Source organism: Kitasatospora sp. NPDC114501 (assembly GCF_055633695.1).
This window is the reverse complement of sequence record NZ_JBVKDS010000016.1, coordinates 72792-89341: the sequence shown is the minus strand read 5'-3', so window position 1 is coordinate 89341 and position 16550 is coordinate 72792. Positions and strand designations below refer to the sequence as shown.

The window sequence follows — 16550 nt, the reverse complement described above, 5'->3', positions numbered from 1 at the left end:
CGTTACCTCCGGATGTCGGTGCTCGGGGGGTCCGCCGGGCGGCGGAGGGGTGGAGCCGGTTCGTGGCCGGCGTCGGGGCGGGTGCCGCGACGGGTGGCGAGGCGGGCGTCGAGGCCGTCCAGCCAGGCCGGCAGGCTGGGGGTGCGCAGCAGGCCCGTCCCGATGAGCACACCGGCGAAGCCCTCCTCGACGAGACGGGCGGCATCGTCGGGGGAGCGGATGGCCCCGGCGCTCACCGGACACCGGGTGCCGCTGCTCAGCACCGCGGGCAGGAGTGACGAGCTCCGTCCGAGGTCGCCCGCGCCGCGCTCGCGGTCGGCGATGTCCTTGTTGTTCACCGCGATCACGCACTCCTCGGCACGTGGCACGCGGCTGATCTCCTCCTCGGTGGTGACCTCGACGAACGGCGTCAGGCCCAGGCGCAGGCCGTGCTCGACCAGGTGGCCCAGGGTGGCGCGCGGCAGCAGCGCGGCGGTCAGCAGGACCGCGGACGCGCCGCTCTCGCGGGCCTCGTGCAGTTGGCCGCGGCGGGTGATGAAGTCCTTCTGCAGGACGGGCAGGTCCGTCGCCCGCACGACCTCGCGCAGCAGGTCCGGGGTGCCGCCGAACCACCGCCCGGTCACCACGGACAGGCAGGGGGCGCCGGCGTCCCGGTAGTCGGCGACCAGCCGGGCGGCGGACCTGCCACCGAACAGGTCGTGCCCGGCGGAGTCCTGGCGCTTGAGCTCCATGATCACCGGTCGGCGGGCGTCCAGCAGCGCCTCGATGAAGGCGGCGGTCATCCGGGACCTCCGGCCGCCCCGGGGCCGTCCGGCACCCGCCAGCCGCGCCGCACGGCCGTGATCCGGTCGGTGCTCAGCCGTCCGTCCGGGTCCCTGGCCGCGGTGTCCACGTCGATGCCGAGGAACAGGGGGTGGTCCACGACCGCCCGGTAGTCCTCCCGGTTGTCGGCCGAGATGCCCCCGGCCAGCAGGAAGGGGCGGGAGAGGCGGTCGGCGATCCCGAGGACGGCTTCGCGGTCGGCCGGTCGCCCGGTACTGCCGATCCGGCCGTCCCCGGCCACCGCGTCCAGCAGGAAGAGGTCCGTTCCCGCCCGCTCGTAGGCCGGGATCAGGGACCGCTCCGCGCGGGTGTCCGCACCGAGGTGCAGCACCTTGACCACGGTGAGGTCCGTGGTGCTCTTCAGGGCGCGGACCAGTCCGGGCGGCTGGTAGCCGTGCAGTTGGACCCACGGCACCCGCCCGGCGGCCGTCGCGGTGCGGATCGCCTCGGCGTCGTCGAGGAAGGTCACGAGGACCGGGCGCAGCCGGACGGTTCGGTGTACGGCGTCCGCGATCAGTGCGAGGTGACGGAGCGTCAGCTCGGAACGGCCTCCCGGAACGCCGTGCCACAGGCCGACGAGGTCGGCTCCGGCCCGGTCGAGCGATGCCACGTCCTCGGCCGAGGCGGCTCCGCAGATCTTGAGCAGCATCGGGCGTCACAGCCCCAACATGGCGGCGACGCGGTTGCGTTGGATCTCCGACGTGCCCGAGTAGATCGGGCCGGCGACCGCGTCGCGCAGGTCCTTCTCCAGCCCGTACTCGGCCAGGTAGCCGCTGCCGCCGAAGATCTGCACGGCGGCCAGCGCGGAGGAGAGGTTGCTCTCGCTGGCGAGGAGCTTGCTGACGGCGATGTCCCTCGTGACGTTCTCGCCCGCCGTCAGCCGGACCGCCGTGTCGTAGAGCCACTTCCGCGCGGTGTCCAGCCCGATGCTCATCTCCACGAGCTTGTGGGAGACCGACTGGTACGAGCCGATCGGACTGCCGAACTGGACGCGTTCCTTGGCGTACTCGACGCAGCGGTCGAGCCGGTACCGCATCTGTCCGGTGCTGATGACGAAGGAGCAGAGGATCTCCCACTTCATCACGTGGTCCAGGACCAGGAACCCGGACCCGACCCGGCCGATCACGGCGGACGCGGGGATCCTGCAGTCGTCGAAGTGCAGTTCGCCCAGCGGCGCGGTTCGCAGGCCCATGGTGGCGACGGGCGGCCCGATGACGAGGCCCGGGGTGTCCCGCTCCACGACGAAGGCGGTGATGCTGAGCGGGCCGCTGCTCGGGTGGGTGCGCGCGTACACCACGAACACGTCGGCCACCGGGCCGTTGGTGATGAAGGCCTTGCCGCCCCGCAGGACGAAGCCGTCGCCCTCGCGGGTGGCCGTGGTCCTCATCGCCAACGCGTCGGAGCCGCTCTCGGTCTCGCTGATCGCGTGCGCCCCGATCGTCGCTCCCGAGCAGATCCCCGGCAGGTGGCGCGCCTTGAGCTCCGGCGAGCCGAACCGCTGCAGCGGGACCCCGACGCCGACCAGGTGGGTGGCGACCGAGAAGTTCAGTCCGCCGTCACGGCACCCGGTGCCGAGTCGTTCGAGCACGTGCATGGTGGTGAGCAGGTCCTGGCCCAGACCGCCCCACTGCTCGTCGAAGGGCAGGCCGAGGATTCCGGACCTCCGGATCAGCTTCCACTTGTCCCACGGGAAGGCTCCTTCGGCGTCCCCTTCGAGGTGGCCGGAGCTGAGCTCCTCGCACCACCGGGCGATCCCGTCGCCCAGGGCGACCTGGTCGGCGTTCCACCTGATCATCTGTGAGTCCTGTCAGTATTCGGAGAAGTCGGCCGAGTCCAGGTCGTGGCGTTCGTCGCCGCGCAACGCGGGCGAGAACACGCACACCAGCCGGAGGTCCTCGTCCGGGCTCGCGATCAGGAAGTGGGCGTCGTTCCGGTCGAGCGCGTACAGGGTGCCCGGTTCGAGCGGGTGGGACGTGCCGTCGGTGTCCACGACCTCGCCCTTCCCCTCGATGCAGTAGCACGCCTCCAGGTGGCGGCGGTACTCCAGCCGCGACTTGGTGCCGGCGCGGACGGTGGTGTCCGTCATCGTGTAGCCCAGGCCGTCGGATTCGAGAAGGAACCTGCGGCTGAGCCCGTTGCCCCAGTCCACGGTCTTCACCTCGGCAAGGTGTCGGACGATCATCGGGTGTGCCTCCTAGCGGCTTGGTGAATACGGCGAAACGGTCTGAACGAAGGTGTGGAACTCCTCGACCACGTCGGCCCCTTCGGCGAGGGCGTGCTCGATCCGGGCGACCCCGGCGCTGCCGACGACCGCGGCGTCGGCGCCGAGGCCGTGCAGCAGGTCGACGTCCGCCCTGGAGCGGACGCCGAACCCGACGGCGATCGGTACGACGGTCCTCGTCCGCAGTGCGGTCAGCGCGGCGGCCAGCTCCCGGTGGTCGGCCGTGAGCCCGCCGCCGCTGCGGCCGTAGTGGGCCACCAGGTACAGGTACGCGGTGGCGCACTCGGCGGCGGCGGCCTTCACCTCGGGCGCCGACGCGGCGTAGCAGGTGGCGACCAGGGGCAGCCCCGCCTCCCGCACCGCTTCGAGGCAGTCGGCCCGTAGCCGCGGCGGCAGGCCGTGGACCAGCAGCCCGTGGACGCCGGCGTCGGCGACCCGCCGGACGAAGCCCGGCACGGTCAGGTCCCTGACCGTGTGGCTCCAGTCGGCCAGCAGTGCCACCCGCAGGTGGCGCAGCCGGGGCAGGACCCCGCCGAGGAAGTCGAGCACCTCGTCGAGTCCTACGCCGTCGGCCAGGGCCCGCTGGGCCGATCGGCGGATGACGGGCCCGTCGGTGACCGAGTTCGGAAAGGGCACCGCCAGCTCCAGGCAGTCCACCCGGCAGTCGTCGAGCATCCGCAGGACGTCGGCCAGGACGGGCAGCGGTGGATCTCCGGCGTTGAGGAACACCGCCAGGCCGGGCCGGTCCGGTGGCCGGCGGGCGAAGAACCCGCTCACCGCGCTCGCGCCGGTCGGGCGCGGAGGCGGTCGACGAGGTCGCGGGCGGCGCCGCCGCGGAGGGCGTCTTCGGCTGCCCGGATCGCCTCCGGCCACCCGTCGATCAGCCCGCTCGCGACGGCCAGTGCGGCGGCGTTCAGGCAGACGGTCCGCGTGGCGAGCGCCTTGCCCGCTCCGGAGAGCACACCGAGGAAGTGGTCGACCACGTCCTCCCCTCCTGCGGCCGGTCGTAGTTCGGCGATCGTGCCGGTCGCGGTCGCGGTCGCGGTCGCGGTCGCGGTCCTGGGGCCGGAGCCGGCAGCCTCGGCCGGCAGCCGGATCGCGTCGGTGCCGTCATTGGTGAGGACGAGGTTGTCGACGGAATCGACGAGCTCGTCGATTCCCAGCTCGTTGGAGCACAGCCATATCCTCCGGTCGGCGACGGTGGCGGCGACCTGGCCCAGCGCCGGCAGCATCGAACGGTCCGAGACGCCGACGAGCTGGGCGGAGACCGGCACCGCGGCCAGGAAGGGGCCGACGGAGTTGATGAACCCGCCGATCATCCGCAGGTCCATCGGCACGATGCTCCGGGCCAGCAGCGCCACCTCCCGCGGGTAGACGAAGTTCCCCGGGAAGGCGATGCCGAAGCGTTCCAGCTGGGCCTCGGTCCGCTCGTACGAGGCGGTCCTTCCGATGCCGAGACGGTCGAGCAGATCATGGGAGCCGCAGGTGCTCGTGTAGGCGCGGGATCCCGTCTTGACGACGCGGACGCCCATGGCCGCGGCGAGGAAGGCCGCCGCGGTGGAGATGTTGAACGTGGCCGGCCCGCCTCCGGTGCCGACGATGTTGGCCGTGCCGTCCAGCCGCGCGGTCACGGCCGGCCGTCGCTCGTCCAGCGAGCGGAGCATCGCGACCAGCGTGTCCCGATCGGGCATCCGGGTGGACAGCGAGGACAGCAGTGCCACCGACTCGCCGGGCCGGAGCGCGCCGTCACGCAGCTGGTCCCAGAAGGACCCCCACAGCTCCTGGTCGACGGCGCGGTCCCGGCGGATCAGCGCTCGCAGCACCTTGTGCATGACTAGGGGGCGTCCGTCCGGTGCGGCTGGGCCTGGTCGATGAACCTGCTGATCGAGCGGACGGAGCGGAAGCTGTCCGGGTCGAGGTCGAACTCCTCGACGCGCACGTCGAAGCGGTCCTCCAGCCAGGCGATCGTCTTGAGCAGACCGAGGCTGTCGATGACCCCGCCGTCCACGAGGTCGTAGTCGGAGTCCAGCTCGTTCGCGCCGACGTCGGGCAGGAACTCCTCGATGATGAACTGGGTGACTACCGCGGTGTGGTTCACGGGGCCGTTCCTTCGGTGGGCTGGGACGGGGAGCAGGCGCGCTCGACGGGCGCGCGGTCGATCTTTCCGGTGGACGTCCTGGGCAGCGGGTCGTCCACGATCTGCAGGGTCGAGGGGACGGCGGTGAGCGGGAGGCGTTGTGCGCAGTGCCGGCGCAGCGCCAGCGAGTTCAGCCGGCTATCCGGGGCGCGGCGGACCACGCTCCGCAGCAGGCGGCCGGCCACCGGGTCGGGTACGGCCACCACGGCCGCCTCGACGACCTCGGGATGGTCGAGCAGCACCTGTTCGACCTCGTGGGTGTTGACCCGGGTGCCGCGGACCTTGACCTGGTGGTCGTTCCGGCCTTCCAGGGTGATGCGGCCGTCCCGGTCCCGCCGGACGAGGTCACCGCTGCGGAAGTAGCGCCGTGTCTCCCCGTCGTGGTGGTGGGTCGCGAACCTGTCCGCGTCCTGGGCCCGGTCCAGGTAGCCGTCGGTCTGAAAGGGCGTCGCGACGTGGAGTTCGCCGGTGCCCGGCCCGGTCACGATCCCGCCGTCGGCACCGACGATCACCGCGTGGACGCCGGGCAGCGGACGTCCGATCGGCACCGGGCCGTCCGCCGGCTCGGTGCCGTCGACCTCGTGTAGGAAGCTGTCGTTGGTCTCGGTGCAGCCGTAGACGTTGTGCAGCCGCGCGCCGGGGAACAGGCGCGGAAGCTCGGCCAGGCAGCGGGCGGGCAGGCTGTCGCCGGTGAAGACGACGTGCTCGACGGTGTCGAGCCGCCGGCCGCTCTCCGTGGTCGCGCCGACCAGCAGTTGGTAGAACATCGGTACCGCCTGGACGAGTTGGACCGCGTGGCGGTCCAGGAGGTCCAGCAGGTGGCCCGGGTGGGTGGCCCGGGCCGGATCGACCAGGACGACGCGACCGCCGTACTTGAGCGTGGTCCAGACGTCCAGCAGGCACAGGTCGAAGGTGAGCGGGGCGTAGTTGAGGACCGTCGTCCCCCGACGGATGCCGAACCGCTCGCCGGCCCAGGTGGTGAAGCGGTCCACCGCCCCCGTGCTCAGTGGCACGATCTTCGGCCGCCCGGTGGAACCGGAGGTGGTGAACATGAAAGAGACGTCGCCGGGCTCCGTGGCGCGCGGCGCCATCGGCTCCGCCCGTTGGTCGGGGGTCTCCGGCCCGGGGCCGGGAGCCCGGTGGCCCTCCGGCGACAGGATGTGCCGGATTCCGGCTCGCTCGGCCGACGCGTGGGAGGCTCTCCCCTCCGGCGTGGGCGCCGGCAGCAACAGGAAGCGCCGCCCTTCCAGCAGGCAGGCGAGCACCAGGGCGATCGTCGAGGGCGACTTGTCGGCCGGGATGCCGATCGGCTCGTCCTCGTCCGGGGCGAGCCGGGCGATCCGCAGGCGCTCCCGCTCGGCCAGCCGGTGGAGTTCACGGTAGGTCGTCTCTTCCCCGTGCCATACCAGGGCCGGATCGCCGGGGTGGTCGGCGGCGTGCGAGACGAATGAACCCACCAGGCTCTGCTGCTGCATCATGACTTCTCCGAGTTCATGCAACAGGGTGGGCTCCATAGACAACGGATGAGTTCATGCAACGGGTTCACCGATCTCATTCGGAACAATGGAGGGCCGACACGAAAGGGGGCCCATCCGGCCGCCTTCCCGGCGAAAGAAGAATTATCACGTGCTGCCCGTCCACGGAAGTGGGGTGCTCGACCGGCATCATGACGGCACGTCAGAGCGCGTCCCGCAGTCGGCCGCGCAGATGCTAGCGGTCGAGCGTGTTCAATCTGCATAAGGATTACCGTGGTCCGGCGTAAAGATTGTCCTGACGCCTTCGACCCTCTTCTCCGTCTTGCGGTGTGAGACGGGAGCTGCCTAGTATCCGCCGTACTGTTCGCGAACCAGCGAATCGGCGAGGGGATTTTCCGGGACGCTTATGCGGTCCCGATCGCCGTGAAAGGTGGATCCGTCATGCCTGGCTCCGATCGGAGCGCGTACGCTCCGAACCCGTTGTCCTTCGCCCAGCAACGGTTATGGTTCCTCGACCGGCTGCGGCCGGGCCGGCCGGACCACAACGTCCCGACCGCGGTCCGCCTGCGTGGCCGGCTGGACCAGCAGGCGCTCGTCCGGGCGCTGACCGAAGTCGTGCGGCGCCACGAGGTGTTGCGCGGCAGGATCGTCGACTCCGAGGACGGCCCGTGCCACGTCACGGAGCCGGTCGAGACCTTCGTGCCGACGATCACCGATCTGACGCACACCCCGGTGGAGCAGGCCTGGCAGCGGGCCCGGGAGCTGGTGGCCGCCGATCTGGCGACCCCCTTCGACCTCGGGACCGCGCCGATGCTGCGGGCCCGACTGATCCGCATCGCGACCGACGAACACCTGCTGGTTCTGGTGATCCATCACATCGCCTGTGACGGCTGGTCGCTGCCGGTGCTGTGGCAGGAGTTCTCCGCCGGGTACGGCGCCGCCGTCGACGGTCGGCCGATCGTCCTGCCGGACCTGCCCGTCCAGTACGCCGACTTCGCGACCTGGCAGCGGAGCCACCAGGCCGGAACGGCACTGCAAGGCCAACTCGCCTACTGGCGTGAGCACTTGTCCGACATGACCCCGTCGGCTCTCCCGACGGACCGGACGCGCCCCGCGGTGTGGTCGGGTCGGGGCGACCAGGTCGAGATCGAGATACCGACGGAACTCGCCGACCGGATCCGCGCCCTGGGGCGCGCCCACGAGGCGACGCCGTTCATGACGCTGCTGGCCGCCTTCCAGGTCCTGCTCGCGCGCTGCACGGGACGGGCCGACGTGACGGTGGGCACCCCGATCTCCGGGCGGACCCGGATCGAGGTGGAGCCGCTGGTCGGCTTCTTCGTCAACACGCTCGTCCTGCGCGCCGACCTGTCGGGCGACCTCGGCTTCACCGACGTGCTCGCCCGGGTGCGGCGGTGCGCGGTGGAGGCCTACGCCCACCAGGACGTCCCCTTCGAGCAGCTGGTGCAGGAGCTGCGGCCCGAACGCGATCTCGGCCAACACCCGCTGTTCACCGTCATGTTCCAGCTGGAGGATCCGCCCCCGCTCCCGTCCGGCCTTCCCGGTCTGGAAGTGAGTGCTCATCAGATACCGAACGAGGTAGCCAAGTTCGACATCGAGGTCTCCCTGACGGACCTCGGCGATCGCCTCACCGGTGTCGTCCGCTACGCCGCCGACCTCTTCGAGCGTGACACGGTGCGGCAGCTCGCCGCGGGCTTCACGACGCTGCTCGACCATCTTGTCGGCGCTCCCGAACGGCCGATATCGGCCTGGGAGACCCCTCCCGGCCTCCGCGTGAGCCCCGCCGCTCCCGCCTCTCCGGCTGCTCCCACCGTGCACCCCGCGGCCCCGCGGCCCGATGCCGACCGGGCCGGCGCTCCCGCCGCCGGGACCGAGACCGAGACCGAACTCCTCGTGCTGGAGACCTGGGCCGAGGTGCTCGGAGTCACCCCGGACGGCGTGCACAGCGACTTCTTCGAGCTGGGCGGCCATTCGCTCCTCGCCTCGAAGGTCATGTCCCGACTCGGCCGGGCACTCGACCTCGAACTGCCGGTCGTCCTGCTCTTCTACCACCCGACCGTCGCCGAACTCGCCGACGGCATCGACGCGGCGCTGCTGGCGGACCTCGGCGCCGCCGAGGCGGAACCGCTTCCTGTCGGAAAGGCCCGTCACCCGTGAAGGCACAGCACAGTCGCCCCGAGCCCGGCCGACCGGCCGGTTCCACCCAGGCCGGTACACGGGCCCTGCTCGATCAACGCGTCCGCGCGGCCCGGAACAGGGCCGCCGAGGGCGAGCCGGAGGCCGCGGTCCCACCCCGCCCGGAGGGTGAGCGGGTGACGTCGTTCACCCAGGAACGCATGTGGCTGGTCGAGCGGTTGTCCGACGGCCCGGCGATGTACAACGTCCACGAGGTCTTCCGGCTGCGCGGCCCGCTGGACGTGGCCGCCCTCGGCCACAGCCTCACCGAGCTGGTACGGCGCCACGAAGTGCTGCGGACCGCCTTCCCCGAGAGGGACGGGCGCCCCGTTCCCTCGGTCGAGCCGGCCCGGCCGATCGACCTGCCCGTCACGGACCTCCGGGCCGAGCCCGCGGAACGCCGGACGCGGCTGGCCCTCGACCTCGTCCACTCCGAGATCCTGCGCCCGTTCGACCTGGCCGCCGCCCCGCTGCTGCGCGCGTCGCTGCTGCGGGTTGACGAGGACGAACACGTCCTGGTGGTGGTCGTCCACCACATCGCGGTCGACGGCTGGTCGATGCCGCTGCTGTGGGACGACCTGTCGGCGATGTACCGGAGCCGGATGGAAGGCCGCGAGCACGGGCTGCCGCCCGCGCGGATCCAGTACGCGGACTTCGCCCACTGGCAGCGGGCCCGGCTCTCCGGAGAACGCCTCCAGCACCAACTCGACTACTGGAGCGAGCAGTTGTCGGGGCTCTCGCCGCTGGACCTGCCCACCGACCGGCCGCGCGGACCGGTCCGCGCGGGCCGGGGCGAGCGGATCACCTTCACGGTGCCCGAGGAACTGGCCGAGCGGTTGCGGCTGCTGGGTCGGCGGCACGGTGCGACGATGTTCATGACGCTGCTCGCCGGGTTCCAGGCCCTGCTCGCCCGCTACAGCGGGCAGTCCGACGTGGCGGTCGGCACGCCGGTCGCGGGCCGCACCCGTCCGGAACTCGACCAGCTGGTGGGCTCGTTCATCAACACCGTGGTCCTCCGCACCGACCTCGGGGACGACCCGAGCTTCGCCGAACTGCTCGACCGGGTCCGTCGGACCGCCCTGGACGCCTACGCGCACCAGGACGTGCCGTTCGAGCGGCTGGTGCAGGAGCTGCGGCCGGCCCGCGGCCTCGACCGCAACCCGCTGTTCCAGGTGATGGTCGCCGGCCTGTCCGACCCGACCGCCTCCCTCCGGCTGGTGGGGACGGAGGTGGAACAGATGGAGGTCGACAACGGCACGGCCAAGGTCGACCTCAGCCTGGTGATAGCCGACCGGCCGAGCGGCACGGCCGGGGCTGCCGGCACGACCGGGACCGTGGCCTTCGACACCGGTCTGTTCGACCGCGCGACCGTCGAGCGCCTGGTCGGCCACTACCTCCGGCTGCTGGACGCCGCGGCCGGCGACCCCGACCGCCCCGTCTCGCGGCTGGACCTGCTCACCGAGGCCGAGCGCGAGGCGCTGCTGGTGGCCGCCAACGCCACCGACGAACCCTTCCCCACCGACGTCTGCGTGCACGAGCTGGTCGAGGAGCGGGCCCGGCTGACCCCCGACGCGGTGGCGGTCCGCTGCGGAACCGAGCGGCTGACCTACCGGGAACTCGACCGTCGGGCCAACCGGTTGGCGCGACACCTGCGAGTCAGGGGGGCACGGCCGGAACGCCTGGTCGGCGTCTGCCTGCCGCGCTCGGCGGACCTGGTGGTGGCCCTACTGGCCGTCCTCAAGTCGGGCGCCGCCTACCTGCCGCTGGACCCGGACCTCCCGGCCCAGCGCATGTCGTTCATGCTCGCCGACGCCGACGTGCCGCTGCTGATCACCCAGCGCTCCCTGGCCGACCGGCTGCCGCGACACGGTGCCGAGACGGTGTGGCTGGACGCCGACGCCCCGCTCGTCGCGGCCCTGCCCGAGGACGGGCTGCCGCCGCTCGCGACGCCCGCCGACCTGGCGTACTCGATCTACACCTCCGGTTCGACCGGCCGTCCCAAGGCCGTGCTGGTCCCGCACGAGGGCGTGGTCAACTACCTGGTGGTCCGCGGCCGGCAGCTGGACCTCGGCGGGGCCGACGTCGTCGCCTCGGTGGCCTCGATCTCCTTCGACGTCATCGTCCCCCAGGTGCTCATGCCGCTGGCCTGGGGCGCCAGCGTGGTGATCGCCCCGTCGGAGGTCGCGGTCGACGGCCCGCGCCTGACGGAGATGATGCGCGAGTTCGGCGTCACCACGCTCATGGCCACCCCGGCCACCTGGCTCCTGCTGCTGGACGGCGGCTGGCAGGGCGGCCGGTTCCAGGCGATCTGCGTGGGCGAACCGCTCCAGCCCGCCCTGGCCCGGCGGCTCCTCGACCGGGTCTCCACGCTGTGGAACGGCTACGGTCCCACCGAGGCGTCCGTCGGCTGTGTCACCCGGCGGGTGGACGCCGACCGGGACCTGGCCCGGCCGGGAGGGTCCGTTCCGATCGGCCGGCCGCTCGGCAACCTCCGGATCTACCTGCTGGACCCGGCCGGCGCCCCGGTGCCCGTCGGCGTCCCGGGGGAGATCCACATCGGTGGGGTCGGCGTCACCCGCGGGTACGCCAACCGGCCGGGCCTGACCGCCGAGCGCTTCGTGCCCGACCCGTTCGGCGCGGCCGGCGGCCGGCTGTACCGGACCGGCGACCTGGCCCGCTACCTGCCGGACGGCAGCCTGGTCTTCCTCGGCCGCACCGACGAGCAGGTGAAGATCCGGGGGTACCGCATCGAGCTGGGCGAGATCGAGGCCGCGCTGTGCGCGCAGCCCGGTGTCGCCAGGGCCGCGGTGACGGTGCGGGGCGGCGGGACGGACGCCGAACTGGCCGGCTACCTGGTGTGGCAGGACCGGCCCGGTGACCTGGCGGCCGTGCGGCGCTCCCTGCGCGAGACCCTGCCCGAGTTCATGGTGCCCACCACGCTGACCGCGCTCGACCGGATCCCGTTGACCACGAACGGCAAGGTGGACCGCGCGGCCCTGCCCGCGCCCGCCCGCCACGGCCACGAGGCCGGTGCGCTCCCGCCGCGGGACCTGCCGGAACTCCTGATGACCAGGATCTGGGAGCGCGTGCTGGGCACCCCGCGGGTCGGCGTCCGGGACGACTTCTTCGCCTTGGGCGGGCACTCCCTCAGGGCGGTCGAGCTGGTGGAGGCGATCCGGCGGGAGTGGGGCGTCACCGTGCCGCTGAACACCGTGTTCCGCCACCCCACCGTCGAGGGGCTGTGCGCGGAACTGCCCGACGCGTCGCGGGCCCTTCGCCGGCTGGTCGTTCCGCTGGCCGAAGGGGACCGCCGCCGGGCGCCGCTGATCCTGGTGCACCCGCAGGGCGGGGACGTGTGCTCCTTCCTGCACCTGGCCGGACAGCTGACCGGGAACCTCACCGGATCCTCTGCGGGCGCCCGGCCCGTCTACGGCCTGGAGGCCGTCGGCTACAACACCGACGAGCCGCCCCTGGCCACCGTCGAGGAGCAGGCGCGGCGCTACCTGCGGGAGCTGCGGTCCGTCCTGCCCGACGGCCCGTACCTGCTGGCCGGCTGGTCCTTCGGGGGGCTGGTCGCCTTCGAAATGGCCCGTCTGCTGGAGGAGCAGGGGAACCCCCCGGGATTCCTCGGGATCATCGACGTCGGGGCGCCCGCGTCCACTGGCGGAGCCGCCGACGGGTCAGGCGGGGACCTCCACGAGCTCGACGAGCAGGAGGCCCTCTCCCTGCTGCTCCACGACGCGCACGCCCGTGAGCGGCTTCCCGAGCGCGGGCGCAACGAACAACTTCGGCGCATGGCACGGGTGTTCACCGTCAACGGCGCCGCCGCCCGGCGCTACCGGTCGACGGCACGGTTGAGGACGCCGATCCACCTGTTCACGAGCGCCGAGACCCACCCCGGACTCGCCGGCCCGGTCGTGGTCCCCGCCCGGTGGCGGGATCGCACCCGGGGGGCGTTCAGCGTGGTCGAGGTCCCCGGCAACCATCACGACATGCTGTCGCCGCCGCACGTCGCAGCCTTCGCCGACGCGCTGTCGGCCATCCTGGAGGAGCTCGGATGAGCGACGGACCCGAGTTGCCGCTGTCGTCGGCGCAGTCCGGCATCTGGTTCGCCCACCACCTGCGCCCCGGCAGCGCCGCCTACAACACCGGTGAGTACGTGGACATCCCCGGGCCGATCGACCCGGAGCTGTTCGAGACGGCCGTGCGGCGGGTGGTGGACGAGACCGAGTCCCTGCGCGTCCGCCTCATCGACGGTGCCGAGGGCCCCCGGCAGGTCGTCACCGCGTCGCCCCACTGGTCGATGCACCACGTCGACCTCACGTCGGCACCGGATCCGCTGCGGGCGGCCGAGCGCTGGATGCGGGCGGACCTGTCCACACCGGTCGGACTCACCCGGGACCCGCTGTTCCGCCAGGCCCTGTTCGCCATCGCGCCGAACCGCTTCCTCTGGTACCAGCGCGTCCACCACATCGTGGTCGACGGCTTCAGCATGTCGCTCATCGCGCGCCGCGTCGCCAAGACCTACACCGGACTGGTCCAGGGCAGGGCCGGCGCAGGGCCGGCCTTCGGGCCGCTGAGCCTGCTGCTGGAGCACGACGCCGCCTACCACGCGTCCGAACAGCCCCGGCAGGACCGGGAGTTCTGGGCGGACCGGCTCGCCGGAAGGCCGGATCCCGTCAGCCTCGCCAGCCGCTCGGCGCCCGCCTCGGACGGCTTCCTGCGCCGTACCGGCAGCCTCGACGCGCCCACCCTGGCCGCGCTGCGGCGGGCCGCGCGACCCGCCGGGGCGAGCTGGCCCACCGCCTTCACCGCGACGGTCGCCGCGTACCTCCACCGCCTCAGCGGCGAACGGGACATCGTGCTCAGCATGCCGGTGACCGGGCGCACCGGCCCCTCCGCGCCGGCCGTCCCCGGCATGGTGGCGAACGTGGTGCCGCTGCGGCTGCGCGTCCACCCCGAACAGGGTCTGTCCGCACTCGTGCGACAGGTGGCCGAGGAGGTCGCAGCCCTGCGCCGGCACCAGCGCCACCGCAGCGAGGACCTGCGCAGGGAGCTGGATCCGGCCAGGTCGGAGCGGGTCCTGTTCGGGCCCGTCGTCAACATCATGTCCTTCTACTACCACCTGGACTTCGCGGGCGTCCGGGCCACCGTGCACAACCTGTCCAACGGGCCGGTCGAGGACCTCTCCTTCTCCGTCTACGACCGCTCCGACGGCACCGAGCCCCGGCTCGACGTCGACGCGAACCCCGCGCTCTACTCCGAGGCCGAACTCGCCGCCCACCAGCAGCGGTTCCTCCGCTTCCTGGACGCGGTGGCCTCCGCCGACCCGGACCGGCCGATCGGCCGGCCCGACCTCCTCACCCCCGAGGAACGGCACCGGACCGTCGAGGCCGCCAACCGCACCACGCGGCCGCTGCCGCACCCCACGGTGCCGCTGGCCTTCGCGGCCGAGGTCGCGCGCACGCCCGACGCACCGGCCGTGGTGTGCGGGGAAACCACCCTGTCCTACACGGAGTTGAACGCCCGGGCCAACCGGCTGGCCCACCGGCTCATCGCCCTCGGCGTCCGCTGCGACAGCACGGTGGCCGTGCTCATGGAACGCTCCGTCGACGTGGTGGTGTCGGTCCTGGCGATCAGCAAGGCCGGCGGCGCCTACGTGCCGCTGGACACCCGGGCCCCGACGGCCCGCCTGCGCCGCGTCCTGGACGACACCGGGGCGGCGGTGCTGCTCACCCACCAGGCGACCCGGGACCACGCGCCGTCCCTCGGCACCCCGGGTGTCGTCGCCGACGCCGACCCCGGCCTCGCCGACCAGCCGGCCACCGACCCCGTCGTACCGCTGCGCCCGGACCACCTGGCCTGCGTCCTGTACACCTCGGGGTCCACGGGCACGCCGAAGGGGGTGGCCCTGAGCCACCGCAACGTCATCAGCCTGACCGCGCAGCGCTGCTGGCGCGAGGAGGACGGCCCGCGGGTCCTCGCGCACTCCCCGCACGCCTTCGACGCGTCCACCTACGAGTGGTGGGTGCCGCTGCTCAACGGCGGCCGGGTGGTCGTGGCCCCGCCCGGCGAGCTGGCGCTCGCGGACCTCCACCGGCTCATCGTCGACCACCGGGTCGGCGCGCTCTGGCTGACGGCCGGCCTGTTCCGGGTGTTCGCCGAGGAGTCCCCCGGCACGCTGGCCGGGGTCGGCCAGGTGTGGACCGGCGGCGACATCGTGCCGGCCGACGCGGTACGGCGCGTCCTGGCCCGGTGCCCGGACGCCGTGGTGGTCGCCGGGTACGGCCCGACCGAGGCCACCACGTTCACCACGCGCCGGGTGCTCCGCCCCGGCGAGGCCGTGCCCGACGTCGTCCCCCTCGGCCGACCGGTGGACAACCGGCGGGTGTACGTCCTGGACGAGGCACTGTCGCCGGTGCCGCCGGGAGTGGCCGGCGTGCTGTACGTCGCCGGTGCGGGCGTGGCACGCGGGTACCTGAACGACCCCCGTCGGACGGCCTCCCAGTTCGTGCCGTGCCCGTTCGGCGAACCGGGGGAGCGGATGTACCGCACGGGCGACGTGGTCCGCTGGAACGCCGAGGGGGAGCTGGAGTTCCTCGGCCGCGCGGACGAGCAGGTCAAACTCCACGGCTTCCGCATCGAACTGGGCGAGATCGAGGCGGTCCTGGCCGGGCACCCCGCCGTCGCCCAGGCGACCGTGGTCGCCGGCCCGGGCGCCTCGCCCGGCAGGCGTCTGATCGGCTACGTCGTCCCGGCCGGGGCCCTGGGGCTCGACCCGGCCTCGGTGCGGGAGCACGCCGCCGCGGCGCTGCCGGACTACATGGTGCCCTCGGCGATCGTCACGCTCGACGCCTTTCCCCTGACGCCCAGAGGGAAGATCGACCGGGCCGCGCTGCCCGTCCCGGACCCCGCACCGGCACCGTCCGGGCCCGGCCCGCGCACCCCTGCGGAGCGGACGATGTGCGCGCTGTTCGCCGAGGTGCTCGGCCGGCCCGAGGTGGGAGTCGACGACGGCTTCTTCGCGCTGGGCGGCAACTCCCTGCTCGCGACCCGGCTGGTCAACCGGGTGCGGGTGCGGTTCGGCCGTGACGTCACCCTCGGCGCCCTGTTCGAGGCACCCACGCCGGCGCGCCTGGTCGAGGCGCTCAGCGAAGCCCCGGACGCCGCGGCCGTACCGGTTCTCGCACCCCGTACACGACTCTGAGCCCCTGACGGCGATCACAGGAAGCACTTTCGGCATGGTCCACACCCCTTCCCAACCGGACGAAACCCCGGCACCACCCGCGACACCGGAAGTCCCGACGGCCCCGGCACCGGGGGTGTCCCAGGTCCGCCGGTACTACCGGCTCGTCGACGCCGGCGACGTGCCCGCACTGGTCGCCCTGTTCACCCCGGACGCCCGCTACCACCGCCCCGGATACCCGCCCATGGTCGGGCACGCCGAACTGGAACGCTTCTACCGCGACCAGCGGGTGATCCGCTCCGGTGTGCACACCCTGGCCACCGTGGTCACGACCGACGACGAGGTGGCGGTGCACGGCCTGTTCCGCGGCGTGCTGCACGACGGCGGCGAGGTCGAGCTGCGGTTCGCGGACTTCTTCCGGATGACGCCGCAGGGCCGCATCGCCGCGCGGGACACCTTCTTCCACGTGCCGGCGGTCTGAGGCGCGGCCACAGCGGCCACAGCGGCACCGGCGGC

Annotated in this window: 12 protein-coding genes; 4 read left to right on the top strand and 8 right to left on the bottom strand. The window is 72.9% G+C overall.

The features are described from left to right. Positions 1 to 2: 2 nt before the first annotated feature. Genes ACZ7RU_RS27885 through ACZ7RU_RS27850 form a run of 8 tightly spaced genes read right to left on the bottom strand, consistent with a single transcriptional unit; the run spans position 3 to position 6655 of the window. A complete protein-coding gene (locus ACZ7RU_RS27885; RefSeq protein ID WP_470343716.1) occupies positions 3 to 782 on the bottom strand; it encodes an indole-3-glycerol-phosphate synthase in 780 nt (259 codons plus the stop codon). Further along, a complete protein-coding gene (locus ACZ7RU_RS27880; protein WP_470343715.1) occupies positions 779 to 1471 on the bottom strand; it encodes a phosphoribosylanthranilate isomerase in 693 nt (230 codons plus the stop codon). The genes ACZ7RU_RS27885 and ACZ7RU_RS27880 overlap by 4 nt, the downstream gene beginning before the upstream one ends. A 6-nt stretch (positions 1472 to 1477) precedes the next feature. After that, positions 1478 to 2617 carry an acyl-CoA dehydrogenase family protein gene (locus ACZ7RU_RS27875; RefSeq protein WP_470343714.1) on the bottom strand — a complete coding sequence of 380 codons (1140 nt, stop codon included), beginning with the start codon at positions 2615 to 2617 and terminating at the stop codon, positions 1478 to 1480. A gap of 12 nt (positions 2618 to 2629) precedes the next feature. Next, on the bottom strand, positions 2630 to 3004 hold the full coding sequence (locus ACZ7RU_RS27870; protein ID WP_470343713.1) for an ectoine synthase: 375 nt from the start codon (positions 3002 to 3004) through the stop codon (positions 2630 to 2632). Between the two features lie 12 nt (positions 3005 to 3016). Continuing rightward, positions 3017 to 3820 (bottom strand): tryptophan synthase subunit alpha, encoded by an 804-nt coding sequence (gene trpA / locus ACZ7RU_RS27865; protein WP_470343712.1) that lies wholly within the window; start codon positions 3818 to 3820, stop codon positions 3017 to 3019. Beyond that, positions 3817 to 4875 carry an anthranilate phosphoribosyltransferase gene (locus ACZ7RU_RS27860; protein WP_470343711.1) on the bottom strand — a complete coding sequence of 353 codons (1059 nt, stop codon included), beginning with the start codon at positions 4873 to 4875 and terminating at the stop codon, positions 3817 to 3819. Before ACZ7RU_RS27860 ends, trpA begins: the two co-directional genes overlap by 4 nt. A gap of 2 nt (positions 4876 to 4877) precedes the next feature. Continuing rightward, positions 4878 to 5141 (bottom strand): acyl carrier protein, encoded by a 264-nt coding sequence (locus tag ACZ7RU_RS27855; RefSeq protein ID WP_470343710.1) that lies wholly within the window; start codon positions 5139 to 5141, stop codon positions 4878 to 4880. After that, complete coding sequence (locus ACZ7RU_RS27850; protein WP_470343709.1) at positions 5138 to 6655, bottom strand: AMP-binding protein; 1518 nt, start codon at positions 6653 to 6655, stop codon at positions 5138 to 5140. Before ACZ7RU_RS27850 ends, ACZ7RU_RS27855 begins: the two co-directional genes overlap by 4 nt. A gap of 441 nt (positions 6656 to 7096) precedes the next feature. Between ACZ7RU_RS27850 and ACZ7RU_RS27845 the strand changes: the two genes are divergently transcribed. From ACZ7RU_RS27845 to ACZ7RU_RS27830, 4 genes are all read left to right on the top strand, one after another. Then, positions 7097 to 8830, top strand: coding sequence for a condensation domain-containing protein (locus tag ACZ7RU_RS27845; protein WP_470343708.1), 1734 nt, complete (start codon positions 7097 to 7099; stop codon positions 8828 to 8830). Positions 8831 to 8985: 155 nt separating this feature from the next. Next, positions 8986 to 12909, top strand: coding sequence for a non-ribosomal peptide synthetase (locus ACZ7RU_RS27840; RefSeq protein ID WP_470343707.1), 3924 nt, complete (start codon positions 8986 to 8988; stop codon positions 12907 to 12909). Further along, positions 12906 to 16055 carry an amino acid adenylation domain-containing protein gene (locus tag ACZ7RU_RS27835; protein ID WP_470343706.1) on the top strand — a complete coding sequence of 1050 codons (3150 nt, stop codon included), beginning with the start codon at positions 12906 to 12908 and terminating at the stop codon, positions 16053 to 16055. Before ACZ7RU_RS27840 ends, ACZ7RU_RS27835 begins: the two co-directional genes overlap by 4 nt. 115 nt (positions 16056 to 16170) lie before the next feature. Beyond that, entirely contained in the window at positions 16171 to 16515 is a 345-nt protein-coding gene (locus ACZ7RU_RS27830; RefSeq protein WP_350515195.1) for a nuclear transport factor 2 family protein, read from the top strand. Positions 16516 to 16550 lie beyond the last annotated feature (35 nt).